Here is a 23,154-nt window from a genome sequence, read left to right on the forward strand (position 1 = left end):
CGCCACAGTGCTCCGCGGAAGCCCTTGGCCCAAGCTGCAAAGCGGGGGTGGCTTCCTAAATGGAGTGGTTGTTCCTCCTTGCCGGCCTGCTGCTGATCTGCGGCACCGGCTTTTTCGTTGCCGTCGAGTTTTCCCTCGTGGCCCTGGACCAGCCCACCGTCAGGCGGGCCGTGGCCGACGGCGACACCCGTGCGGAGCCGCTGCTGCGCTGCCTGACGACACTTTCCACCCAGCTCTCCAGCTGCCAGCTTGGCATCACCCTGACGACGCTGCTCACCGGTTACGTAATGGAACCGTCCGTGGGGCGGCTTCTCCAGGGGCCGCTGGCTGCACTGGGCCTTCCGCCGGCGGCCGCACTGTCTGTTTCGGTGATTGCCGCAATGGTGCTGGCCACGCTGCTGTCGATGCTGCTGGGTGAACTGATCCCCAAGAACATGTCCATTGCACTTCCGTTCAAGGTGGGCCGGGTGCTGGCACGGCCGCAGCTTGCTTTTACCTTTATCTTTAAGCCGGCAATCCTGGTGCTCAACGGCTTCTCCAACAAGGTCCTGAACCTGTTCGGACTCGAAGCCAAGGAAGAGGTCTCGGGGGCGCGGACGCCAGCGGAGCTCTCCTCGATGGTCCGGCGTTCGGCTGAAATGGGAACCCTGGACCAGGGGACGGCCAACTTCCTGGCCCGCACGCTGTCCTTCTCCGAACGTACAGCTGCCGACGTGATGACTCCGCGCATCCGCCTGGAAACCATCGATTCAGAGCAGCCTGTTGCCGATGTCATCGAAGCGGCGCGCCGCACCGGATACTCCCGCTTTCCCATTCTGGGGGATTCACCTGATGACATCCGGGGCGTGGTCCACGTGAAGAAAGCGGTGGCAGTTCCCAGACACAAGCGCTCGGAACTCCCCGCCGCAGCCCTGATGAGCGAGGTCCTGCGGGTACCCGAGACGGTGCACCTGGATTCGCTGCTCTCCGAACTGCGCAGTGCCAACCTGCAGCTCGCCGTCGTGCTTGACGAATACGGCGGAACCGCGGGCGTGGCGACGCTGGAGGACCTGGTCGAGGAAATCGTCGGAGAGGTCTCCGACGAACATGACAAGCTGAAGCCCGGCGTGCTGCAGAGCGCCTCCGGTTACTGGTACTTCCCCGGAATGATGCGCCCTGATGAGGTTTCCGAGCTCATTCCTTCGCTGGATGTTCCTGACGAGGCCGGGTACGAGACGGTCGGCGGCTACATCATGGCCGGCCTGGGACGGATTGCCGAAGCAGGCGACACCGTTCCCGTTCCGGGCGGGGTCCTGGAAGTGGAGAGGATGGACGGGCGGCGCATCGACCGTGTCTGCTTCATTCCTTCGCCGGACGAAGACGAGGAACATGAGGGCCGCCCGGGCCACGGCGCGACGGCAGTTTCGGCACGCAGGGAAGGTTCCCGATGAACGACCTCGCAGGCATTTTCTGGCTGGTCATCCTGCTGCTGGGCAACGCGTTCTTCGTCGGTGCCGAGTTTGCAGTCATGTCGGCCCGCCGCAGCCAGATTGAACCGCTGGCCGAAGCCGGATCAAAGCGCGCCAAGACCACGCTGTGGGCCATGGAGCACGTGTCCCTGATGCTCGCATGCGCCCAGCTGGGCATCACGGTCTGCTCCCTGCTGATCCTCTATGTCGCCGAACCTGCAATCCACCACCTGATGGCGGCGCCGCTGGAGGCTGTGGGAGTTCCGGTGGAAGTGGCCGACCTGGCCGGCTTCCTGGTGGCGCTGCTGTTCGTGACATTCCTGCACGTGACTATTGGCGAGATGGTTCCGAAGAACATCTCAGTCTCGGTGGCAGACCGCGCCGCACTGGCGCTGGCTCCGCCGCTGGTGATGGTCTCGCGGGTGGTGCGTCCGGTGACTGCCAGCCTGAACTGGGTTGCCAACCACGCGCTGCGCCTGGTGGGCGTCACCCCCAAGGACGAGGTGACGTCATCCTTCACGCTGCAGGAAGTGCAGTCGATCGTGCAGGAATCCACCCGCCACGGGCTCGTGGCCGATGATTCCGGCGTGATCTCGGGTGCCCTGGAATTCTCCGGCCAGACCGCCGGTGAAGTGATGGTTCCGCTGGACGGACTGGTCACCCTGCGCACGGACTGCACTCCGGCCGAGTTTGAAAAGGCCGTGGGGCGGACCGGCTTCTCCCGGTTCGTGCTGATGGACGACGCCGGGAACTTCACGGGGTACATGCACCTGAAGGACGTCATGGCCATCCCCGAGGAGGACTACGACCACCCGATCACCGAGAACAAAGTGCGGACCCTGGCGAACCTCCGCCTGGACGACGGGATCGAGGATGCGCTTGCCGTCATGCAGCGCACCGGGTCGCACGTGGCCCGGGTCCTGGGGCCGGACGGACAGACGAAGGGCGTCCTCTTCCTGGAGGACATCATCGAGCAGCTGGTCGGGGAGATCCGTGACGCCACGCAGGCGCAGGGCTCCCGCCGAACAGGTGAGAGCTTCAGCGGCTGACCCGAAGGCTCAGATGCGAATGATTCGCGTTTGCGTTATGCTGGCAGCCTCCGGTATTCCCGGAGGCTGCACCATTACCTGAAACGGGGATACTGACACTATGCGCCGCCTGCCCTTCCGTGTGGCCGGAACCCTCATCGCCGCAGCCCTTGCGCTGTCAGCCTGCTCATCCGGTGATGGAGGGGACCAGAACGCCGACGAAGGAACTATCCGGGTCGTCGCGTCCACCAATGTCTACGGGAACATCCTGGAGTCTGTGGGCGGGGACTACGTCAGCGTTGAATCGATCATCAACCGCCCGTCCCAGGACCCCCACTCCTATGAGGCGACGGCGCGGGACAAGCTCGCTGTTTCGGGGGCAGGTCTGGTTGTCCTGAACGGCGGCGGATATGACAGCTTCATGGAAGTCCTCGTCGAGGACGAGGGCGAGCCGTCCGAGGACGTCCTGAACGCCGTCGAGATTTCCGGCCTGGAAGACGGATCAGATCACACACACGGCTCGGAGGACGCCGAATCCGGCTCCGGGTCAGCGGACGCGCATGACGGCCACTCCCACGGCGGATTCAACGAGCATGTCTGGTACGACCCGTCGGCAATGGCCCTGCTGGCAGAGGCGGCCGCCCAGCGGCTCGCCGAACTCGACCCGGCGAACGAAGCGGCTTTCCGCGACAACGCAGCGGCGTTCAGCGACGGCATCGCGGAACTGGAAACACGCCTGGACGCGCTCCGTGCCTCGGGCGGGGACCGGGACGTTGCCATGACCGAACCGGTTCCTGACTACCTGCTCGAAGACGCCGGACTGCACAATGTCACACCCGCGGATTTCACCGAAGCCGTGGAAGAAGGCTCGGATCTGCCCCCGGCAGTCCTGAAACAAATGCAGGACCTCGTGGCCTCCGGGGACATCGCGTTCCTGGCCTACAACGACCAGACGTCCACGTCCCAGACCGAAGCCGTCCGCTCGGCAGCAGAAGACGCCGGTGTGCCCGTTCTCAACTTCTCCGAGACCCTGCCTGAGGGGCAGGACTACCTTGGCTGGATGAACTCGAACGTCGATGCGCTTGAGGGCGTCCTGAAGTGACCCGCGCCGTCGTGCAGCTGCGGGGTGCCTCCATGGCCTTCGGCAGCCGCACGCTCTGGGAGGGCCTGGACCTGGACATCAACGCCGGAGAGTTCCTGGCCGTTCTTGGCCCCAACGGCACCGGCAAGACCACGTTGCTGAAGGTGCTCCTCGGGCTGCAGCCGCTCAGTGCGGGAACCGTCAGGATCAACGGCCGGAAGGTCGAACGGGGAAGCAAGGACATCGGCTACATCCCGCAGCAGAAATCCTTTGCCGCGGGCACGCCGCTGCGCGGCCGGGACCTGGTGGGAATGGGGGTCGACGGCGACAAGTGGGGCGTGCGCCTGCGCCGCGCCCCGGTGCGCCGGCGGGTGGATGAACTCCTGGCCCAGGTGGGTGCCGCCGGTTATGCCGACCAGCCCGTGGGCATGCTGTCGGGCGGGGAACTGCAGCGGCTGCGCGCGGCACAGGCGCTGGCTACGGACCCCGACCTGCTGCTCTGCGACGAGCCGCTGCTCTCCCTTGACCTCCACCACCAGCAGGCGATCAGCGCCCTCATCGATGCACGCTGCCACGTCCACGACTCCGCCGTCGTCTTCGTGACGCACGAAATCAACCCGATCATCGACTACGTGGACCGGGTCCTGTACCTGGCGGGCGGTTCCTTCCGCACCGGAACGCCGGATGAAGTCCTGCGCTCGGACGTGCTCTCGGACATGTACGGTTCCCATGTGGAGGTGCTGCGCAGCCACGGCCGGATCGTGGTGCTGGGCGTCCCTGACGCCACCACGCACCACCACGGCGACCCCGAAGGCGACCATGGACCTTTCTGACTTTTTCTCCACCGTTTTCGACTTCCGTGACTACGGGCAGCTGCTGCCGCTGGTATCCAACTCGCTGTGGGCTGCCGCCATCCTGGGCCTGGTCGGCGGGATGATCGGCGTCTTCGTGATGATGCGGGACCTGGCGTTCGCCGTCCACGGCATCGCCGAGCTGTCCTTTGCCGGTGCAGCGCTGGCACTGCTGCTGGGTGTCAACGTTGTCCTTGGATCACTGGTCGGCTCTATTGCCGCAGCCCTGCTGCTGGCGCTGCTGGGCCTGCGGGCCCGGGACCGGAACTCCATCACGGGCGTCATCATGCCCTTTGGGCTGGGCCTGGGCATCCTGTTCCTGGCCCTGTACGAAGGCCGTTCAGCCAACAAGTTCGGCCTGCTGACCGGACAGATCGTCGCCGTGGACAGCGTCCAGCTGAACCTGCTGGCGATTTGCGCCGCCGTCGTCATTGTTGGGCTCCTGGTGGTGTGGCGTCCGCTGACGTTCGCCAGTGCCGATCCGGAACTTGCAGAAGCCCGCGGTGTCCCGGTGGGCGCGCTCTCGATCGTGTTTATGTTCCTGCTGGGCCTGTCCGTGGCCCTGTCGATCCAGGTGGTCGGCGCCCTGCTTGTGCTCTCGCTGCTGATCACCCCGGCCGCCGCAGCCCTGCTGGTGACGTCGTCGCCGCGCCTGGTGGTGGCACTCAGTGTCATCTTTGCACTGGTCTCCGCGGTGGGCGGGATCCTGCTGGCCCTCGGTGGCCGGATTCCGATCAGCCCCTACGTCACCACGATTTCCTTCGCGATCTACCTGGTCTGCCGGGTGATCATGCAGGTCCGCGGCCGCAGCAGGCGCCTGCAAACCGGCACTGCCGCGTAGCGGAGGAACCTGTTCCCCTTAGCGGGAGCAGTCGGGACAGAGCCCAAAAACTTCAACGGTATGGGCAACGTCGGTGAAGCCGTGTTCCTTGCCGAGGCGTGCTGCCCAGTTCTCCACAGCCGGAGCCTCCACTTCCACTGCCTTCCCGCACCTGCGGCACACCAGGTGATGGTGGTGATGGGCCGCCTCGCACCGCCGGTACAGGGCCTCTCCGTCGGCACCGCGGAGCACATCAACCTGTTCTTCGTCCGCCAGAGACTGCAGGATCCGGTAGGTGGTGGCCAGTGACACCTGCTCGCCGCGGTCCTGCAGGAGGCGGTGCAGTTCCTGTGTGCTGACGAAGTCGTCCAGGGAGTCCAGCGTCCGTCCCACGGCAAGGCGCTGCCGGGTAACCCGGGGCTCGGCCGTCCGCCGCGGCGGGGAGGGCTGCGCTGGCATGGGATCTCCTGCTCTGGTGGGTAATTCGGACCTTCCCCAGATTATCAGCGCCGCTGCCGGTTCGCTCCGGCCGCTCCCGGAACCCGGCGGAGTATCGTGACCCTATGAAAATGACCAAGTACTCCCATTCCTGTGTCCGTTTCGAAAAAGAAGGGGCCGTGCTGGTGCTGGATCCCGGCAACTTTTCCGAGGTGGATCAAGCCCTGGAGAGTGCTGATGCCATCCTGGTGACGCATGAACATGCGGACCACATCGACCGGGAGCGGGTGCTGCCTATCCTCGCTGCGGCCCCGAACCTCCACCTCTATGCGCCGCCGGTGCTTGCCGGGTCCCTGCGGGGCGACGTCGCTGAGGACGTCCGGACCCGCATCCACGACGTCGAGCCCGGCACAGCCTTCGACATCCGCGGGATAGCCGTCCGTTCGTTCGGATTCCAGCATGCCCTGATCCATCCGCTGGTTCCGGTGGTGGAGAACCTGGCGTACCTGATTGAGGACGGCATTTACCATCCGGGGGATTCCTTTACCGTCCCGCACGGGCTGAAGGCCCGCACCCTGCTGGTTCCGATCCACGCCCCCTGGTCCAAAGTCGGCGAGGTGATCGACTTCGTCATTGCCTGCGGTGCGGAAACCGCGTACCCCATCCATGACGCGCTGCTGAACGGGAACGGACGCGGCGTTGTGGAGAAGCACCTGGAACGTTTCGGCCCCATGTACGGCACGCAGTACGTCAGCCTCGCCGCCGGAGAGTCGGTGGAGGTATGACGGGGGTGCTGATCAGTGCGGAAGAACTGTCGGATGAGGTCGAAAGCGGCACACCGGTTCGGCTCCTGGACGTGCGGTGGGAGCTTGGCCGCACGGACGGCTACCTGCGCTATGCGGCCGGACATCTCCCCGGTGCCGTCTACGTTGACCTGGACACTGAACTCTCCTCGCCGCCCGGACCCGGCGGCCGGCACCCGCTGCCTTCGCCGTCGGTCTTTGCCGCGATGGCCAAGTGGTGGGGAATCAACGACGGCGACCTCGTGGTGGCGTACGACGCCTCCGGAGGCAGCTCGGCCGCCCGCGCCTGGTGGCTGCTGCGCCATGCCGGCTATTCGCAGGTAAGGCTGCTGAACGGAGGCCTGCAGGCCTGGGTGGATGCCGGGGGAGAGCTGGCGAAGGGTCCCGTGACGCCGGAGCCGGGGAACGTTACCCTTTCCTGGGACCACATGCCCACAGCGGACATGGAACGGGCCGGTGAACTTGCCTCCGTTGGGGTGCTGATCGATGCCCGCGCCCCGGAACGCTACCGCGGCGAAACCGAGCCGATCGATCCCCGGGCAGGGCACATCCCCGGTGCCGTCAACGTCCCGGCGGCCGGCAACCTGGACCCGCGGGGCCGGTTCGCGGATCCTTCCGTCCTGCGCGGGCGTTTTGAAGCTGCCGGGGTGGACGGCACCAAACCCGTGGCAGCCTACTGCGGCTCCGGGGTCTTCGCTGCCGCAGAGGTAGCCGCGCTTGCCGTGGCAGGATTCGAGGCAGCCCTGTATCCCGGCTCGTGGTCTGAATGGTCGTCCACGCCCGGCCGGCCGGTGGCGACCGGGGCTGAGGACGGGTAGCGTCAGAGCCATGTTTACCGGCCGTCCCGTTCCCCCGCCGCTGCGCGTGCAGCGTTCCGGCGGGCTGGTCCGGCAGTCACCTCAAGGAGAACGAATGAGCACATTATTCACCCGGATCATCGAGGGTGAGATCCCCGGCCGCTTCGTCTGGAAGGACGACGACGTCGTCGCGTTCCTCAGCATCGGCCCCCTCGCAGACGGCCACACCCTGGTGGTCCCGCGCCGGGAAGTGGACAAGTGGACGGATGCTCCCGCGGACCTGCTCGCCAAGCTGACGGCCGTGGCCCAGGAGATCGGAAAGGTCCAGGTGGAAGCCTTCGGCGCGGAACGTGCAGGCCTGACCATCGCCGGCTTCGAAATCGACCACCTGCACATCCACGTCTGGCCGGCCAACTCGCTGGCAGACTTCGACTTCAGCCGGGCAGAAACCAATCCGGACCAGGACCGCATGGCTGCCAACGCGGAGAAGATCCGCGAGGGCCTGCGGGCCGCCGGCCACGGCGAGTTCGTCCCCGAGGCCTGATCTGCGTACCTAAGGCCTAGGCCGGAGCCAAAGCCTGGTTCAGGGCGGTCCGGATCCGTTTCTCTGAAACGGACCGGGCCGTTCCCAGTTCCTGGGCAAAGAACGAAATCCGCAGTTCCTCGATCATCCAGCGGACTTCCGCCAGCGCCGGGGGAGTGCCGCGCCCGGGCACCAGGGCCGCGACGGCGTCGTCGTAATCATCTTCGAGCCCCTGCACCACTGCCATGCTCAGCGAATCCCGCTGGACGTTCGTGGGCAGTTTTTCCAGGCGCCGCTCAATGCCCGCCAGGTACCGCGGCAGCTGGGAGAGCTGGGCATAACCGGTCCGGGCCACAAAGCCGGGATAGACCAGCTGCTCCAGCTGGGCGCGGACATCGTTCAGCGCTGAAATCAGCGCCAAAGACGTGGTGCCCTTGAGCTGTTTCTGGATCCGGCGGGTCGCTGAGAGGACCTTCTCCACGATTGCGGTCACCGTGAAGACGGTGTCGATCAGCTCCGCCCGGACCTTCTCATACAGGGCGTCGAACTCTTCCCGGGACCAGGGCAGGTCCTCCGGCGTGAGCTTGTCAATCGCGGCCAAGGTGCAGTCCTGGATCAGTGCCGCCACCGAGCCGTGCGGGTTTTGGCTGAAGGTGAGCTTCTCCGCGTTGCTGAGGTGTTCAAGCACGTACTTGGCGGGACTGGGGACACGCAGGGCCAGCAGGCGGATGACTCCGCCGCGCATCGCTGCGGCCTGTTCCCCGGCGCTTTGGTAAACACGCAGGCCGGCGGTGGTGCCCTCGTCGACCAGGGCGGGGTAGCCGGTAACTGTGTGGCCCGCGACCAGGGTGGCGATCTGCCGCTGGATCGTGCCGACGCTCCACTCGGTGAGGCCGGTTTCTTCCCGGAACGACGGCGTGCCTTGTCCGTTCGATGCAGCGTCCTCTCCCGCGGTGCGATCTGGCTTGCCCTTGGCCTTCGGAGCCGGTTTCACCGTTCCGGGCGTGGCACCGAGGGATTCGGCAATCGCCCGCCGGGTCGCCGGCGCCAGGGATTCCTGCAGGGCGGCAAGATCCTTTCCTTCGTCCAGGATGCGGCCGGAGGAATCCACCACGGAGAAACTCATCCGCAGGTGTTCCGGGATGGCGTCCCAGTTCCAGGAACCCGGCGGGATGATGTGTCCCTTGAGCCGGCGCAGGGCCAGTTCCAGGGACGGTTCCAAGGCGTCCGACGCCGGATCGAAGTCTGCTGCCAACGCCGCCGCGGCGGCCCGGGCCACATCCGGCGCGGGGATGAAGTTCTTCCGCACGGCCTTCGGCAGGGACTTGATCAGCGCGGTGATCAGTTCGGCCCGCAGGCCCGGGATCTGCCAGCGGAAGGGCTCGGGGTCCAGCTGGTTCAGGAACAGCACCGGCACCTCGACGCTCACGCCGTCGTTGGCACCCGGAACACCGGGAGTGAACTCGTAGGAAAGCGGCAGGTCGAAGTCCGCGTAGCGGAAGGTCTTGGGGAACTCCGCCTCGTCCAGGCCGGCGGCGTCGTCGGTGCGCAGCGCGTCCGGATCGAAGTCCAGCAGCTTGGGGTCCTCATGCCGGGCGTGCTTCCACCATTTGTCGAAGTGCCTTTCGGAGACCACCTCGCTGCCGATGCGTTCGTCGTAGAACTCGAACAGGGTCTCGTCGTCCACCCGCAGGCCGCGGCGGCGTACCCGGGTCTCGAGCTCTTCGACTTCGGCCAGGAGGGCCTGGTTGCGGTGGAAGAACTTGTGGTGGGTTCGCCAGTCGCCCTCCACCAGGGCGTGCCGGATGAACATTTCGCGGGACAGCACCGGATCAATCCGGCCGTAGTTCACGCTGCGGCGCGGAATCACCGGCACACCGTAGAGCGTGACCTTTTCATAGGCCATCACCGAACCGCTGCGCTTGGACCAGTGCGGCTCGCTGTAGGTGCGCTTGATCAGGTGCGGAGCGACTTCCTCCACCCACAGCGGATCAAACTTTGCGGCGATCCGGGCCCAAAGGCGTGAAGTTTCCACCAGCTCGGCCGCCATCACCCAGTCGGGGGACTTCTTGAACAGGGCAGACCCGGGGAACACTGCAAAACGGGTGCCGCGGGCGCCGGCATACTCGCGCTTGCGCTGGTCATAGAGGCCAATGTGGCTCAGCAGCCCGGCGAGCAGGGAGATGTGAACGTCCTTCTCGCGGCCTACGGGATCCACCTCGCCGGGAGCAAGGGTGATCCCCAGCGGCTTGGCCAGCTGCCGCAGCTGGGCGAAGAGGTCCTGCCATTCCCGGATGCGCAGGAAGTTCAGGAACTCGTTCCTGCACAGCTTGCGGAACTGGGAGGAGGAGAGTTCCTTCTGCTTTTCCTGGACGTAGCGCCAGAGATTCAGGAAACCGGTGAAGTCCGAATTCTCGTCGACAAACCGTTTGTGCAGTTCCGCGGCCTTCTGGGCCCGGGCGGGATCGTCCTTAGACGGCCGTTCACGCGGGTCCTGGATGGTCAGCGCCGCAGCGAGCACCATGACCTCGCGGACACAGCCGCGCTGCCCGGCCTCCACGATCATGCGGCCCAGGCGCGGGTCGACGGGGAGCTGGGCCAGCTTGCGTCCGACGGCGGTGATCCCGCCCTTGGGCGCCAGGGCACCGAGCTCGCGCAGCAGCAGCGCGCCGTCGTTCACTGCTTTGGCATCCGGCGGCTGGACGAACGGGAAGTCTGCAACGTCCTTGGGTCCCTGGGCCACACCCATGGCAGCCATCTGGAGGATGACCGCAGCGAGGTTGGTGCGAAGGATCTCCGGGTCGGTGAATTCCGGCCGGGCTTCGAAGTCGTCCTCGGAATAGAGACGGATGGCGATGCCGTCCGAGACACGCCCGCAGCGGCCCGAGCGCTGGTTGGCCGAGGCCTGGGAGATGCGCTCGATCGGCAGGCGCTGGACCTTGGTGCGGTGCGAGTAGCGGGAAATGCGGGCGGTGCCGGTGTCGATCACGTACTTGATGCCGGGAACCGTCAGCGAGGTCTCTGCAACGTTCGTGGCCAGGACGATGCGGCGCTGCTTGCCGGGGGAGAACACACGGTGCTGTTCCGCCAGGGAGAGCCGGGCATACAGCGGCAGGATTTCCGTGTTGGCCAGGCGGGGATTGCGGGTGACGGTGCCGCGCAGCGCGTCGGCGGCGTCCCGAATCTCACGTTCGCCGGAAAAGAAGACCAGGATGTCCCCGGGAGCCTCGCGGGAGAGTTCGTCAACCGCGTCGCAGACGGCGTCCAGCGGGTCGCGGTCTTCTTCGAGCTCGTCCTCGTCCTCGTCGTCCGCTGCTCCGAGGGCAGGCTGGTTCAGCGGGCGGTAGCGGATCTCCACCGGGAAGGTCCGGCCGGAGACTTCGATGATGGGTGCCGGCGTGCCGTCCGGGGACGCGAAGTGCTGCGCGAACCGTTCGGGATCGATCGTGGCGGAGGTGATGATGATCTTCAGATCCGGGCGTTCGGGCAGCAGGCGCTTGAGGTAGCCGAGGATGAAGTCGATGTTGAGGCTGCGCTCGTGCGCCTCGTCGATGATGATGGTGCTGTACTTCTTGAGCTTGCGGTCGTGCTGGATCTCCGCGAGCAGAATGCCGTCGGTCATCAGCTTGACCTTGGTATCCCGGCTGGTCTCTCCGGTGAACCTCACCTGGAAGCCCACTTCGGCGCCGATTTCGACGTCGAGCTCCTCCGCGATCCGTTCCGCGACGGTACGGGCAGCGAGCCGCCGGGGCTGCGTATGGCCGATCAGGCCCTTCTCCGCCAGGCCCAGTTCCAGGCACATCTTCGGAATCTGGGTGGTTTTTCCCGAACCGGTGGCACCGGCGATCACGGTAACCTGGTTGGCCGCGATGGCGGCCATGATGTCATCCCGGCGCTCGGAGACTGGAAGCTGCGGGGGATAGGAAATTGTCAGTGCCATAGTTGGCACCAGTCTAGTGCGTGGGCGGAAGCTCCCCGGCGGGCGGGGCGGCTCCGGCGGCCCTGCCCAGGCGCCCGGCGGCGTCGCGGGCGCGCTGGCGCATCTCCTCCGGTTCCAGGATCTCGAATTCGACGCCGAGCCCCGCCATCCGGATCAGCGGAAGGTCCAGCGAGTCCCACCCGCTGCGGAGCACCGTATGGCCGGGGCCGTCCGCCTGCAGGACGGCGACCTCCGCCGGCACCTGCGCGGCCACCAGCTCCAGCGGTGCCGCAATCCGGATCACGACGTCGTACTTGTACGGGCTGCGGGTGATGGCGGCCTGGACGTAGGCCGCAAGATCCCTGGCGGGAAGCGGCCGGGGAGCAAACTTTTCCCGGAAGACCGGGACGGATTGGCAGCGGTCCACCCGGAAGGTGCGCCAGTCCTGGCGTTCCGTGCACCACGCCACCAGGTACCAGCGCCGCCCCGTACTGACCAGCTTGTACGGCTCCACGATCCTGCGGCCTTCGGGGGATTCGAACGCCTGGTAGCGGAAGGAAGCCATGCGCCGTTCGGAAATGGCGGTCGAGAAAGCGGTGAGGATCTCCGGATTGACGGTGGACGCGCTGGCCGGTGGGCCGGAGAGGACGCTGACGGACTGGCGGAGGGCAGAGAACTTGGGGCGCAGGCGGCCGGGAAGCACCTGTTCAAGCTTCACCAGGGCGCGGATGGACGCTTCGCCGATTCCGGAGACCGGACCGGACGCCACCGCAGTGAGGCCCAGGGCGACGGCCAGCGCTTCCTCGTCGTCGAGCAGCAGGGGAGGCAGCTGTGCTCCGGCGCCGAGCTGGTAGCCTCCGGCGATTCCGGGAGACGCTGATATCGGATAGCCGAGGCTGCGCAGCTTGCCGATGTCCCTGCGAACTGTTCGTTCAGTGACCGCCATGCGGTCCGCCAGCGCGGCTCCGGTCCATTCGCGGCGCAGCTGCAGCAGGGAGAGCAGATGCAGCAGCCTGGCGGATGTCTCGAGCATGTGCCCAACGTACTCCGGTATGCGGACAGAAGCTGTCCTGGATGAAAACTAGTCTGGGTGCTCTGACCTAACGAACCCGCACGCACTCACCCAGGAGGAGCAGCCATGACGGAGCACACCGAACCCCGTGTCCACCACGGACCCGCGCAGCCCGGGCTGAACTGGGGGACGGAGCTGGCGGCCCAGCTTCGGTGGCACTGGGAGAACCAGGCCAGGCCGCGGCTGGAGGGCCTCAGCGACGAAGAGTACTTCTGGGAACCGGTGCAGGGCTGCTGGAATGTCCGGCCCCGGGGAACCGGGGATGCTCCAATCCAGGCCGGGTCCGGGGATTACACCTGCGACTGGGCCTACCCTGAGCCACATCCCGCACCGGTGACCACCATTGCCTGGCGGCTGTCCCATATCCTGTGCGGAGTCCTTGGACAACGGAATGCCGCCCATTTTGGCGGTCCGGCGGCGGACTATGAGAGCTTCGAGTACCCGGGGAGCGCGGCCGAAGCGCTCGCGCTGCTGGATGAGTATTACGGGCGGTGGATCAGCCACGTCTCTGCCCTCTCAGAGGAAGACCTGGCCAGGCCCGTGGGACCTGCGGAAGGGGGGTGGGCGGAGGCGCCCATGGCCACGCTGGTGCTCCATATCCACCGGGAACTGATCCATCACCTGGCAGAAGTGGCCCTGCTGCGGGACCTGTATGCGCACCGTGACGGGGCTCCGGCGGCAGGGAGCGTTAACAGCGCTGCGGCCAGGGAGGACGCCGGGGCCTAGCGGTGTGGCTGGTAGCGCTGGTGGTCCAGGGACAGATCCCGGGGGTCGCTGACATCCCAAAGGGCGTTGCCGTGCCACGGGGCGTTGGACCGGACCGGGGGCAGGTGGCCGCGCCCGTCATTGTGGATGCCCATCACCACGGCAGTGATGCTGGCAATGAGGAGCGCGATGACAATGCCGGCCAGAAAGATTTCCATACTTCAAGGCTCATCCCGCGGGGGAACAAAAATAAGTGGCAGAAACGACCATCAGCAACAAGTTACTGCCATACTCGTCCCATGCTGAGATCTGTGGCAGCGATTGCCCTGGACAACGTCGGCTCCTTTGAACTGGGAATCCTTTCCGAAGTGTTCGGCCTTGACCGCTCGGGCCGCGGCACCGGGGTTCCGCATTTCGATTTCCGGCTGGCCACGGATGTTCCCGGAGAGGTCCGGACGTCGTCCGGATACTTCATCAGGGTGGACGCCGGGCTCGATGCCGTCCGGGATGCGGACCTGGTGGTGATGGCGCCTTTTGGCCGCTGGAAACCGGAACCGACGCCGGCGCCGGAACCGGTGCTCCAGGCGCTGCAGGATGCCCACGACCGCGGTGCATGGGTCCTCTCGGTCTGTACCGGTGCCTTCGCGCTCGCAGAAGCAGGCCTCCTGGACGGGAAGAAAGCAACCACGCACTGGCTGAACTCCCACCAGCTGGCCTCCCTTTATCCGCTGGTAGAAGTGGACGAGGACGTGCTGTACGTCCAGGCGGGCAACGTCGTCACCAGCGCGGGGACAGCAGCTGGCATCGACGCGGCCCTGCACCTGGTCCGGCTGGAGCTCGGAGCGAAGGCAGCAGCGGCTATCGCCAGGGACATGGTGGTGCCTCCTCACCGCGACGGCGGGCAGGCCCAGTACATTGACCGGCCGGTCTCCGCTGCGGGCGTCGGCACCCTGGAAGACCTCCTGGTCTGGATCGCCTCGCACCTGGAGCAGGCGCACTCGGTAACGGCGCTCGCTGCCAGGGAGAACATGTCCCCGCGCACCTTCGCGCGGCGCTTCAAATCCGAAACCGGCACGACCCCCGGCGCCTGGATCAATGCCCAGCGCGTCCTGCGCGCACAGGAACTCCTGGAAGACTCCGAACTGACCGTCGAGGAGGTCGCCCGGGCGGCAGGGTTTGGGCAGGCAGTCCTGCTGAGGCACCACTTCAACCGCGAAGTAGGCATCAGCCCGGCAGCCTACCGGCGCGTCTTTCGAGGACGGGCTGACCGGCTGGGAAAGGGCGGCGGGAGCCGCTACGCCCTCCACCCGGCGCAGCCTGCACCGCGCTCGCAGCCCACCCAGACCGTACCGCTCTAGCAGCCCGCACCGCGCTAGCAGGCGTCCCAGACCGTACCGCTCTAGCAGCCCGCACCGCGCTAGCAGGCGTCCCGGGTCCGGCCGGTGAGTCCGCAGCTTTCAGCCTGCGGGTTGAAACGTCCACTCCCAAAAGACGAAATCCCTGGGGCTGCGGAGTTTCCCGGCCGTCTGAGACAGCATTTGCTGGTAGCTTCCAAGGCATCTGCCGGTGCGCAGGGGGGCGCAGGCACACTGCACCTCTGTGCCCGGACCGAACACGCAGCTGGCCCCACCCGGCAGCGAACGCAACCGCAATGGAGTGTCTGCATGGGTGTCGTCCGACGCATAGTTTTCCCTGTCCTGTGGCTGGTGGTCTTCGCCGTTATTGCCGCAGCCCTGTTCAAGCTTGCCTTCGTCGACGGGATGCGTGCCGAAGCCCAGCCGCAGGTGCCCTCGGCCCAGCTGCAGACAGCAACCGTCCTGGCCGAACGTGCCGCGATCACGAATACCGTCGAGCTCCAGGGCGCCGTTGCCGCCGATCCGGCAATCCCGGTCCGCAGCACGGCGGAGGGCGTGGTCGTGTTCCTCGATGCCGAAGCCGGCCAGCAGGTGGTGAAGGGCGAACGGCTGTTCCAGGTCCGAAAGCCCGTGGAGGACCAGCCCGCGGCGCCGCCCGTGTCCGACAGCGAGGAACCCACGGCTCCGCCGGCACCGCTCTACACCTTCGTGGACGTCACGGCACCGGCGGACGGGACCCTCAGCAGCTTTACCGTGCTCCTGAACCAGCAGGTCGCCGTCGGGAGCGACATCGGTGCGATTGATCCGGGAACCTTCTCCGTACAGGGCACCCTGAGCACTGACCAGCAGTTCCGGATCATGGACCGTCCGAACACCGCCGAGGTAACCATCAACGGCGGCCCGGCGCCCTTCGCCTGCAGCGACGTCACCATGGGACGGACGCCTCCCGCCGCCGAGGGCATCTCCACCCAGGCACAGGCCCCCGGGGCCAGCTTCGGCCCGCCGGCATCACCGGATGCGGGATCCGTGAGCTGTGCCGTGCCGGAAGGGGTGGCAGCGTTCGCGGGACTTGGCGCCTCTGTTGCCATCACCGCCGGCCAGGCGCTCGACGCCGTCACCGTGCCCACGACGGCGGTCCAGGGACTGGTGCAAAACGGCATCGTCTGGGTTGTGGGCGAAGAAGGAAGCAGCGAAGAACGGCCCGTTGTCCTCGGCCTGACTGACGGCCAGCTTGTGGAAATCACCGAGGGCCTGAGCGAAGGCGAAGAAGTGCTGCTCTTCGTCCCCGGTGCCGAAGCACCCATGAACGAGGCCGGAATCATATACGGCCCCGGAGTGATGGGCGGATGACCGGGGCTGCAGCCACGTTCCTGGAAGCACCCGCGGGCACGGAAGCCGGGCCCCTGGCCAGCTTGGAGGCGGTCACGCGCAGCGTTGCCCTCCCGGACGGAGAGAAGCTCACCATCCTGGACGGCGTCGACCTGCAGATCCACCCCGGCGAGCATATTTCGGTGGTGGGGCGCTCGGGATCGGGGAAATCAACCCTCCTGAACATCCTGGGGATGCTGGACCTTCCCACCTCCGGACGGATGGAGTTTGACGGTGTGCCGGTCGAATCCATGAGCGGGAATGCCAGGGCCGTGCGGCGTGGAAACGCCGTCGGTTTCATCTTTCAGCAGTTCAATCTCCTGCCCGAACGCACGGCACTGGAGAACGTCATGACGCCGCTGCTGTACGCCCGCGGCCGGACGTTCTGGCAGCGGGAACGGATAGCGGCCGGCATTCTGGAGCGGGTGGGCCTGGGGTCCCGGCTGCGGGACAAACCGCAGAAGCTCTCCGGCGGAGAACAGCAGCGCGTGGCGATCGCCAGGGCGCTGGTCCGCAGTCCGCAGCTGATCCTGGCAGACGAACCGACCGGTGCGCTGGACGTTGCCACCGGAGCGTCCGTGATGGCACTGCTTTCTGATGTGGTGGCCGAATCAGGTGCTTCACTCGTGACGATCACCCACGATCCGAACGTGGCTGCGCTGGCGGACCGGCACTACCTCCTTGATGCCGGCCGCCTGCGCGCCGGGGAAGGGGGCGAAGCATGAGCCTGTCCGGAATGACCGCGGCACTGGTGGAGGCCTGGACAGAGCTGCGGATCCACAAGGCCCGGGTCTTGCTCGCCCTGGTTGGCGTAGCCCTGTCAGTGGCAGCGCTGACTGCCGTCGTCGCCCTGGCGGACATGGCCCGGGCGGCAATGGCGCAGGGCTCCGAAGCGCAAAGCGGCAGGCCGGCGACGTTGAGTGTCTCCGCGTATCCCAATGACGGGTCCCCGGCCGATGTCATGGCCCTCCGGGACGCCTACGATGCCACCGTGGAGCGGTACGCCGTCAGCCACGCTTCGATGTACCTGCCAACTGCCCTGCCCTTCCAGTTCCCCGACGGCGTTGCCCAGACCGAGACCGTGGTGGTGGATGCGGACTTCGGCACCATGCGCCGGGTCAACCTTTCCTCCGGTTCCTGGTTCACCGAGGCAGATTCCTCCCGGCTGGCACCTGCGGTGATCATCAACGAAGCGTTCCACGCCCGGCTGGGCTACCCGGACCTTGCCGCCGATCCCGTAGTTGAGATCTGGAACGGAAAGCCGGTCAATGCGGTGATCACCGGCGTCCGGGTGAATTCGTGGGCTGACGAGCCTGCGGCTGCGTACATGCTCACCGACGCGTATGACCGGCTCGGGACGGCAGAGAGCCTCACGGGCGCTGTGCCGATGCTGGAACTCTGGGTTCCCGAGGAGATCGCCGAGCCGCTGCAGCACGCCATCACGGCAGACCTGGCGGCGCAGTTTCCCGGGATGCAGCCCAATGTGTACCGCAGCGACTATGCAGCCTGGGGCGACCCGTACGCTGTCATGACGCTGGTGGTAGGCGGCATAGCCGGCATGGTGATGCTTCTGGGGGCCGTGGGCCTCTTGAATATCTCCATGGTGACCGTCAGGCACAGGGTCCGGGAGATCGGCATCCGCCGCAGCTTCGGCGCCACCTCGGGCAGGATCTTCTTTGGAGTCCTGCTTGAGTCCGTGGTCGCAACGTTCGCGGCAGGCGTCGTCGGCGTAATGGCAGCCGTCGCCGTCGTCCAGCTTCCGATCGTGCAGGAGCAGATTGCGTTCGGAATAACGGAGCTGCCGCCGTTCCCGGTCACCGCCGCGATTCTGGGGTTGGCAGCGGCTACCGCCGTCGGAACCCTGGCCGGCCTGATTCCCGCGCTGGTGGCGGTGCGTGTGAAGGTCATCGACGCCATCAGGTACTAGGAGATCCACTGCCGGGGAGGTACTCACGGAAAGCAAAAACCCCCGCTGCCGGTAAGGCAGCGGGGGTTTTCCCTGCAATTCACGTGCCCTCGATAGGATTCGAACCTACGGCCTGTTGCTCCGGAGGCAACCGCTCTATCCCCTGAGCTACGAGGGCGGGACACCGGCGAACCGGTACGTCCTGCAGGGACTAAAGAAGCTTAGCAGGTTCTCGGCGGTGCCCGGAAACCACTTTTGGTTCCCACCCGCCGAGAGGCCACTTACGGCTCGTTTCAGCCGTCAAAAGAGCCGTAAGTGGCCTCTCGAGGAGGGGGGAGGGCGGTTAGTAGCCGAGGAAGGGATCGGTGTGCATCCGGCGGACGCCGGCTGACCGGATCTCCCGGCGGGCGTAGGCAACGGCCGACGGCGACCCGGCCAGGAACGCGGTCCGCTCGGCTGCGTCCGGCACGGCCTCGCGCAGGCGGGCGCCGTCCGGCAGCCCCGGTCCGAGCCACTTCCAGCCCGGAACCCCGGGATCCTCCGGCGTGCAGGCCAGCACCCGAACGTCCATCTCCGCCAGTTCGCCGGCGTAGGCCAGCTCCGCCGCAGACGATGCTGCGTAAACCAGCACGGCGTCGCGTCCCTCGGCCTCCGCCGAGCGCAGCTGGCTGATGAACGGGGTAATCCCGATCCCGGAGGCAACCAGCAGCAGCTTGCGGGAGGGATCGCGGGGGAGCTGGAAGTCTCCGCCCACGGACGTCGCGGAGAGCCTGGCTCCGGGCTTCAGCGCCAGCAGCTTGGTCTTGAAGGAACTGCCCGGTTCGGAGACGCGCAGCCCAAGGGACACGGTGGAACCGTCTGCCGGATCGGAGGTGATGCTGAAAACACGCCGCAGGCCGCGTCCGTCCGGGTTGGGGTGCGGCAGGCTCAGCTCAAGGTACTGGCCCGCCCGGAAACGCAGCGGACGCGCCGGCTCGAAGATGAGCTCGCGGGAGGTGGGGGTCAGCTCCCGCGCCTCGCGCAGCCGCAGGCTGATGCCTCCGCGCTGGCCCACGGCGAAAGCCAGCAGGTTGCCGATCAGCAGTGCCAGCTCCGGTGACATGAACACCGGACCCACGGAGAGCGGAGTCGCAAACAGGACACCGACGACGGCGGCTTCAGCGAGCCGCTGCCAGCGCAGCGGCGGCAGGGTCAGCGGCTCGGAGAGCATGAACCCGGCGAAGAACAGGATGGGATAAGACATGAATGCAGTGGCCAGCCCGTCCAGGACCGGCTCACCGGAAACCGCGAAGCGCATACCCACAATCCCCGCGGCGACGAGGACGAAGACCCCGGCCATGGGCAGCAGCCGGCTGCGGTAGAGCACCAGGAGGGCGGCGGGCAGGACCACGACGAGCATCAGCGGAGCAGCCACCCACCACACCGGCACGTTCAGCCCGGTGAAGCCAATAACAACGGCGCCGAGGGCGGCGGGGTTGAAGATGTGCCGGCGGCGCCAGACGAGGACGTATTTCGACGCCGTCGCGGCAAAGGCAGCCAGTGCGATGGTGCCCAGCTCGGGACCGTCAGTGGTCGGCCAGAAGAGGAAAAACAGCAGCAGGCCGGTGATGAGGGCCGAGTCCGTCATCGGGAAGGTGCGGAACAATAGCCCCATGACCCGGCTGGCCACCAGCGTGGAGACGACCGATGTGGCCAGCGTGGCCGCCAGCTCAGCCGGCGTGTAATGAAGTGCCCCGGTCAGCGAGAGCACAAACGACCAGGCTGCCAAGGCCAGCAGCAGTACCACCAGCATGCGGTACATGCTCATCTTGCCCAGCAGGCGCTGCAGCCGTGCAGTGGGCGGGCTCAGGGATACGGTCATGAAAAAAGGACTCCAGCCATAGCGGGTGAATACTGTGCCCGGCCGTCGGAGAACATCCGGACGTAATCGAAGTCGAACTCCGCGGCGAGCAGTGAAGGGTCGGTCAGGAACAGGGCGGTCGCAAGCCCGTCCGCAGTCATGGCGTCCGGGGCCAGGACCCAGGTTGCGGCCACTGCGTCCACGGGCCGGCCGGTGGACGCGTCGAGTACATGGTGCAGGCCTTCTCCCCAGGTCCGGCGGCTGGCTGCCGACGCACAGAGGGCACGCCCCGAAACTTCGACGACGCCAATGGCCTGCGTGGAATCGTAAGGGTGTTCCAGTGCCACACGAACGCCCGCAGCACCGGAATGGCGCATGTCCGATCCGGCATCAACCACTACCGAAGCATATCCGCGGAAGACCAGCAGCTCCCAGACTAGGTCCACCAGCTGTCCCTTGCCCGCCGCCCCCACATCGACGGTGGCGGGACGCTCCAGGACCAGTTCGACGCCGCCGGCCGGCCCGTGAACCGGGCGCCAGGTTGCCGCGGAACGCCAGGGAGGGGCAGCGACGGCGGGGCCCTGCGGCTGCAACCGGTAGCCGGGGCCGTAGCCGAGCTGCTCCAGCGACCCGCCGACGAGTGGATTGAGCCTGCCCCCGGTCAGCGTCTCGAGCCGGTCGAAGAGCTGGAACAGCCCGGCGGTGTAGCCGGGGAGGATTACGGTTCCCGCGCCGCCGCCCAGCGCGCCCAGCACTGAATCCGGGCGGAAACGGGACAGCGCCGCGTCATACTCCGCGATGAGCCCGGCCACGGCAGCCCGGGCTGCGGAGTCCACCGGCTTCTGGGTGGTGATGAGCCACTGGGTGCCGATCGCCTCGAAACCGTACTCCTCGTTCACGGGATTTCTAGCTGCCTGCCTCAGCCTTGATCTGCTCCAGTGCCTTGTTGAAGCCCTGGCTGGTCAGCGAGGATCCGGCGACCTTGCCGACGTCGAGGCTGTCGATGGGTTTTCCGACAACCTCCTTCTGGATGCCGTCGGTGAATTCGGCCTGGTAGCGCTTGGACGTCGGATTATTGCCCGATGGAGAGACCTCCACGGCGGTCACGGTGCCGCCGGAGAGCGTCATCGTGACCGTCACTTCTTCCTGCTTGTTCGACGGCGGGATGTAGGAACCCGTCCCGGTGTACTCGCCGTCTGCGTAGGTGCCGGTGCCCGAGGCTGTGCTGCCGGCAGCGGAAGGGACAGCTTCAGAAGCAGAAGCAGAAGCTGGAGCCGGCGTGGCAGGCCCGTCCTGTGCGGTTCCGGCGGAGCCGCAGCCGGCAGTACCCAGCAGCGCCACGCCGGCAACGGCGGTGAGGAGGGGTTTTTTGGCCTGCGATTTCACGGTTGGTCTCCTTCGGGAAGCGGAAGAATGTTCAACCTTTATTACAGCGCATGAATGCTGGGGGTTTCCTGTGGGAGCCCGCTCCGCTGATCCCGAACCGGTGCCGGGACCGGCCCAAGTCCGCAGGATAAGGGCGCAGAGCGCGTCCCCGCTATGCTTAACCGGTGACTCCTGAAGAACTTTCCTCTGCCGTAACCGCCTGCCTCAAAGACGCCATCGATGCGGGTGACTTCAGCATCGAGCTTCCCTCCGAGGTACGCGTGGAGCGCCCCAAGAACCGCGACCACGGCGACTGGGCCACGAACATCGCCCTCCAGCTCTCCAAGCAGGCCGGCATGAACCCCCGCCAGTTCGCGCAGATCCTCTCCTCCAGGCTGGAGAAGATCGACGGCGTCGCCAAGGTGGACATTGCCGGTCCCGGGTTCCTGAACATTACGCTCGACGCCGGTGCCGCCGGCGAGCTGGCCAAGGCCATCGTTGAAGCGGGCCACGCCTACGGCCGTTCCGATGCGCTCTCCGGCACCAGGATCAACCTCGAGTTCGTCTCGGCAAACCCCACCGGACCGATCCACCTCGGCGGTACCCGCTGGGCCGCAGTCGGCGATGCGCTGGCGCGGGTCTTCCAGTCCCAGGGCGCAGAGGTCACCCGCGAGTACTACTTCAATGACCACGGAGCGCAGATCGACCGCTTCGCCCGCTCCCTGATGGCCTCCGCCAAGGGTGAGCCTGCTCCGGAGGACGGCTACGCCGGCGCGTACATCGAGGACATCACCGCACGCGTGCTTACCGTCGAACCGAACATCCTCGACCTGCCCGATGCAGAGGCGCAGGAGCGTTTCCGCGCCATCGGCGTGGACCTGATGTTCGGTGACATCAAGGAGTCGCTGCATAACTTCGGCGTCGACTTTGATGTCTACTTCCACGAAGACTCCCTCCACGAGGACGGGCACGTGGAAAAGCTGCTGGAGCAGCTCAAGGGCTCGAAGAACCTGTACGAGAAGGACGGCGCCTGGTGGCTGAACTCCACCGAGTTTGGCGACGACAAGGACCGGGTGGTCATCAAATCTGACGGCAACGCTGCCTACATCGCCGGCGATATCGCCTACATCCAGAACAAGCGCGAGCGCGGCTTCGACCTGAACATCTACATGCTCGGGGCGGACCACCACGGCTACGTGGCACGCCTGAAGGCCGCTGCTGCCGCCCTGGGCCACGACCCGGAGTGCGTCGAGGTGCTGATCGGCCAGATGGTGAACCTGGTCAAGGACGGCAAGCCGGTCCGGATGTCCAAGCGCGCCGGAACCGTGGTCACCCTCGAGGACCTCGTGGACGCCGTCGGAGTGGACGCTGCCCGCTACACCCTGGCCCGTTTCTCCGCCGACTCCAACATCGACGTCGACCTGGACCTGCTCACCAAGCGCAGCAACGAGAACCCCGTGTTCTACGTGCAGTACGCCCACGCCCGGACGTACGCGCTGGCCCGCAACGCCGAGGCCGCAGGCGTGGATGATTCCGCTTTCGACGCATCCCTGCTCACGCACCCGACCGAAGGCGCACTGCTCGCAGCGCTGGGCCAGTACCCCGGCGTCGTCGCGCAGGCCAGTGTCTTCCGCGAACCGCACCGCGTGGCCCGCCACCTGGAGGTCATCGCCGGAACCTACCACCGCTGGTACGACGCGTGCCGGATCGCTCCGCAGAACGGCGAGGAGGTCACCGACGTCAACCGCACCCGCCTGTGGCTGAACCTCGCTGCCCGCCAGGTGCTGGCCAACGGGCTGGACCTGCTGGGCGTTTCCGCGCCGGAACGGATGTAG

At 66.5% G+C, this 23,154-nt stretch carries 21 protein-coding genes and 1 tRNA gene; 14 read left to right on the plus strand and 8 right to left on the minus strand.

Features of this window, described 5'->3' with window-relative positions; genetic code table 11:
- The first annotated feature begins 59 nt into the window (after positions 1–59).
- The 5 genes from LOC59_RS04540 (at position 60) to LOC59_RS04560 (ending at position 5,249) form a co-directional block, all read left to right on the plus strand.
- Positions 60–1,430, plus strand: coding sequence for a hemolysin family protein (locus tag LOC59_RS04540; protein WP_227894608.1), 1,371 nt, complete (start codon positions 60–62; stop codon positions 1,428–1,430).
- Positions 1,427–2,497 carry a hemolysin family protein gene (locus tag LOC59_RS04545; RefSeq protein ID WP_227894609.1) on the plus strand — a complete coding sequence of 357 codons (1,071 nt, stop codon included), beginning with the start codon at positions 1,427–1,429 and terminating at the stop codon, positions 2,495–2,497. Before LOC59_RS04540 ends, LOC59_RS04545 begins: the two co-directional genes overlap by 4 nt.
- Positions 2,498–2,597: 100 nt before the next feature.
- Positions 2,598–3,578 (plus strand): metal ABC transporter solute-binding protein, Zn/Mn family, encoded by a 981-nt coding sequence (locus tag LOC59_RS04550; RefSeq protein WP_229970730.1) that lies wholly within the window; start codon positions 2,598–2,600, stop codon positions 3,576–3,578.
- A gap of 32 nt (positions 3,579–3,610) precedes the next feature.
- On the plus strand, positions 3,611–4,390 hold the full coding sequence (locus LOC59_RS04555; RefSeq protein WP_227894672.1) for a metal ABC transporter ATP-binding protein: 780 nt from the start codon (positions 3,611–3,613) through the stop codon (positions 4,388–4,390).
- Positions 4,377–5,249, plus strand: coding sequence for a metal ABC transporter permease (locus tag LOC59_RS04560; RefSeq protein ID WP_227894611.1), 873 nt, complete (start codon positions 4,377–4,379; stop codon positions 5,247–5,249). Before LOC59_RS04555 ends, LOC59_RS04560 begins: the two co-directional genes overlap by 14 nt.
- A gap of 18 nt (positions 5,250–5,267) precedes the next feature.
- On the opposite strand, the gene LOC59_RS04565 is transcribed toward LOC59_RS04560, so the two are convergent.
- Positions 5,268–5,687 carry a Fur family transcriptional regulator gene (locus LOC59_RS04565; protein WP_227894612.1) on the minus strand — a complete coding sequence of 140 codons (420 nt, stop codon included), beginning with the start codon at positions 5,685–5,687 and terminating at the stop codon, positions 5,268–5,270.
- A gap of 104 nt (positions 5,688–5,791) precedes the next feature.
- Between LOC59_RS04565 and LOC59_RS04570 the strand changes: the two genes are divergently transcribed.
- The 3 genes from LOC59_RS04570 to LOC59_RS04580 all read left to right on the plus strand — a co-directional run bounded on the left by LOC59_RS04570 (position 5,792) and on the right by LOC59_RS04580 (position 7,810).
- A complete protein-coding gene (locus tag LOC59_RS04570) occupies positions 5,792–6,451 on the plus strand; it encodes an MBL fold metallo-hydrolase (protein ID WP_227894613.1) in 660 nt (219 codons plus the stop codon).
- Positions 6,448–7,287, plus strand: a complete 840-nt coding sequence (locus LOC59_RS04575; protein WP_229970732.1) for a sulfurtransferase — start codon at positions 6,448–6,450, stop codon at positions 7,285–7,287. Before LOC59_RS04570 ends, LOC59_RS04575 begins: the two co-directional genes overlap by 4 nt.
- 94 nt (positions 7,288–7,381) lie before the next feature.
- Positions 7,382–7,810, plus strand: a complete 429-nt coding sequence (locus tag LOC59_RS04580; RefSeq protein WP_229970734.1) for an HIT family protein — start codon at positions 7,382–7,384, stop codon at positions 7,808–7,810.
- Positions 7,811–7,826: 16 nt separating this feature from the next.
- On the opposite strand, the gene hrpA is transcribed toward LOC59_RS04580, so the two are convergent.
- Both hrpA and LOC59_RS04590 read right to left on the minus strand, forming a co-directional pair.
- Positions 7,827–11,729: an ATP-dependent RNA helicase HrpA gene (gene hrpA, locus LOC59_RS04585; RefSeq protein WP_229970736.1), complete on the minus strand. Its 3,903-nt coding sequence runs from the start codon at positions 11,727–11,729 to the stop codon at positions 7,827–7,829.
- Positions 11,730–11,742: 13 nt separating this feature from the next.
- Positions 11,743–12,741, minus strand: coding sequence for a helix-turn-helix transcriptional regulator (locus LOC59_RS04590; protein WP_229970738.1), 999 nt, complete (start codon positions 12,739–12,741; stop codon positions 11,743–11,745).
- 105 nt (positions 12,742–12,846) lie between these two features.
- Here LOC59_RS04590 and LOC59_RS04595 point away from each other — a divergent pair, with 105 nt between their 5' ends.
- Positions 12,847–13,506: a DinB family protein gene (locus LOC59_RS04595; protein ID WP_229970740.1), complete on the plus strand. Its 660-nt coding sequence runs from the start codon at positions 12,847–12,849 to the stop codon at positions 13,504–13,506.
- On the opposite strand, the gene LOC59_RS04600 is transcribed toward LOC59_RS04595, so the two are convergent.
- Entirely contained in the window at positions 13,503–13,703 is a 201-nt protein-coding gene (locus tag LOC59_RS04600; protein WP_227915374.1) for a hypothetical protein, read from the minus strand. The two genes, LOC59_RS04595 and LOC59_RS04600, sit on opposite strands and share 4 nt — an antisense overlap.
- Positions 13,704–13,784: 81 nt before the next feature.
- Between LOC59_RS04600 and LOC59_RS04605 the strand changes: the two genes are divergently transcribed.
- The 4 genes from LOC59_RS04605 to LOC59_RS04620 all read left to right on the plus strand — a co-directional run bounded on the left by LOC59_RS04605 (position 13,785) and on the right by LOC59_RS04620 (position 18,135).
- The gene (locus LOC59_RS04605) at positions 13,785–14,843 is read left to right on the plus strand and encodes a helix-turn-helix domain-containing protein (protein WP_229970742.1); all 1,059 of its coding nucleotides are present in this window, start codon (positions 13,785–13,787) and stop codon (positions 14,841–14,843) included.
- Positions 14,844–15,149: 306 nt separating this feature from the next.
- Positions 15,150–16,190: a secretion protein HlyD gene (locus LOC59_RS04610; RefSeq protein WP_229970744.1), complete on the plus strand. Its 1,041-nt coding sequence runs from the start codon at positions 15,150–15,152 to the stop codon at positions 16,188–16,190.
- On the plus strand, positions 16,187–16,933 hold the full coding sequence (locus tag LOC59_RS04615) for an ABC transporter ATP-binding protein (RefSeq protein ID WP_229970746.1): 747 nt from the start codon (positions 16,187–16,189) through the stop codon (positions 16,931–16,933). The genes LOC59_RS04610 and LOC59_RS04615 overlap by 4 nt, the downstream gene beginning before the upstream one ends.
- Complete coding sequence (locus tag LOC59_RS04620) at positions 16,930–18,135, plus strand: ABC transporter permease (protein ID WP_227894623.1); 1,206 nt, start codon at positions 16,930–16,932, stop codon at positions 18,133–18,135. Before LOC59_RS04615 ends, LOC59_RS04620 begins: the two co-directional genes overlap by 4 nt.
- Before the next feature lie 84 nt (positions 18,136–18,219).
- Here LOC59_RS04620 and LOC59_RS04625 read toward each other — a convergent pair.
- The 4 genes from LOC59_RS04625 to LOC59_RS04640 all read right to left on the minus strand — a co-directional run bounded on the left by LOC59_RS04625 (position 18,220) and on the right by LOC59_RS04640 (position 21,340).
- A tRNA-Arg gene (locus LOC59_RS04625) sits at positions 18,220–18,292 on the minus strand.
- A gap of 165 nt (positions 18,293–18,457) precedes the next feature.
- Positions 18,458–19,975 carry an FAD-dependent oxidoreductase gene (locus tag LOC59_RS04630; protein ID WP_229970747.1) on the minus strand — a complete coding sequence of 506 codons (1,518 nt, stop codon included), beginning with the start codon at positions 19,973–19,975 and terminating at the stop codon, positions 18,458–18,460.
- Entirely contained in the window at positions 19,972–20,853 is an 882-nt protein-coding gene (locus LOC59_RS04635; RefSeq protein ID WP_229970749.1) for an FAD:protein FMN transferase, read from the minus strand. The genes LOC59_RS04630 and LOC59_RS04635 overlap by 4 nt, the downstream gene beginning before the upstream one ends.
- A gap of 7 nt (positions 20,854–20,860) precedes the next feature.
- On the minus strand, positions 20,861–21,340 hold the full coding sequence (locus tag LOC59_RS04640) for an FMN-binding protein (RefSeq protein WP_229970751.1): 480 nt from the start codon (positions 21,338–21,340) through the stop codon (positions 20,861–20,863).
- Between the two features lie 164 nt (positions 21,341–21,504).
- Here LOC59_RS04640 and argS point away from each other — a divergent pair, with 164 nt between their 5' ends.
- Entirely contained in the window at positions 21,505–23,154 is a 1,650-nt protein-coding gene (gene argS, locus LOC59_RS04645; RefSeq protein WP_229970753.1) for an arginine--tRNA ligase, read from the plus strand.

Source organism: Arthrobacter sp. zg-Y916, from assembly GCF_020907385.1.
GTDB classification, from domain to species: Bacteria; Actinomycetota; Actinomycetes; order Actinomycetales; family Micrococcaceae; genus Arthrobacter_B; species Arthrobacter_B caoxuetaonis.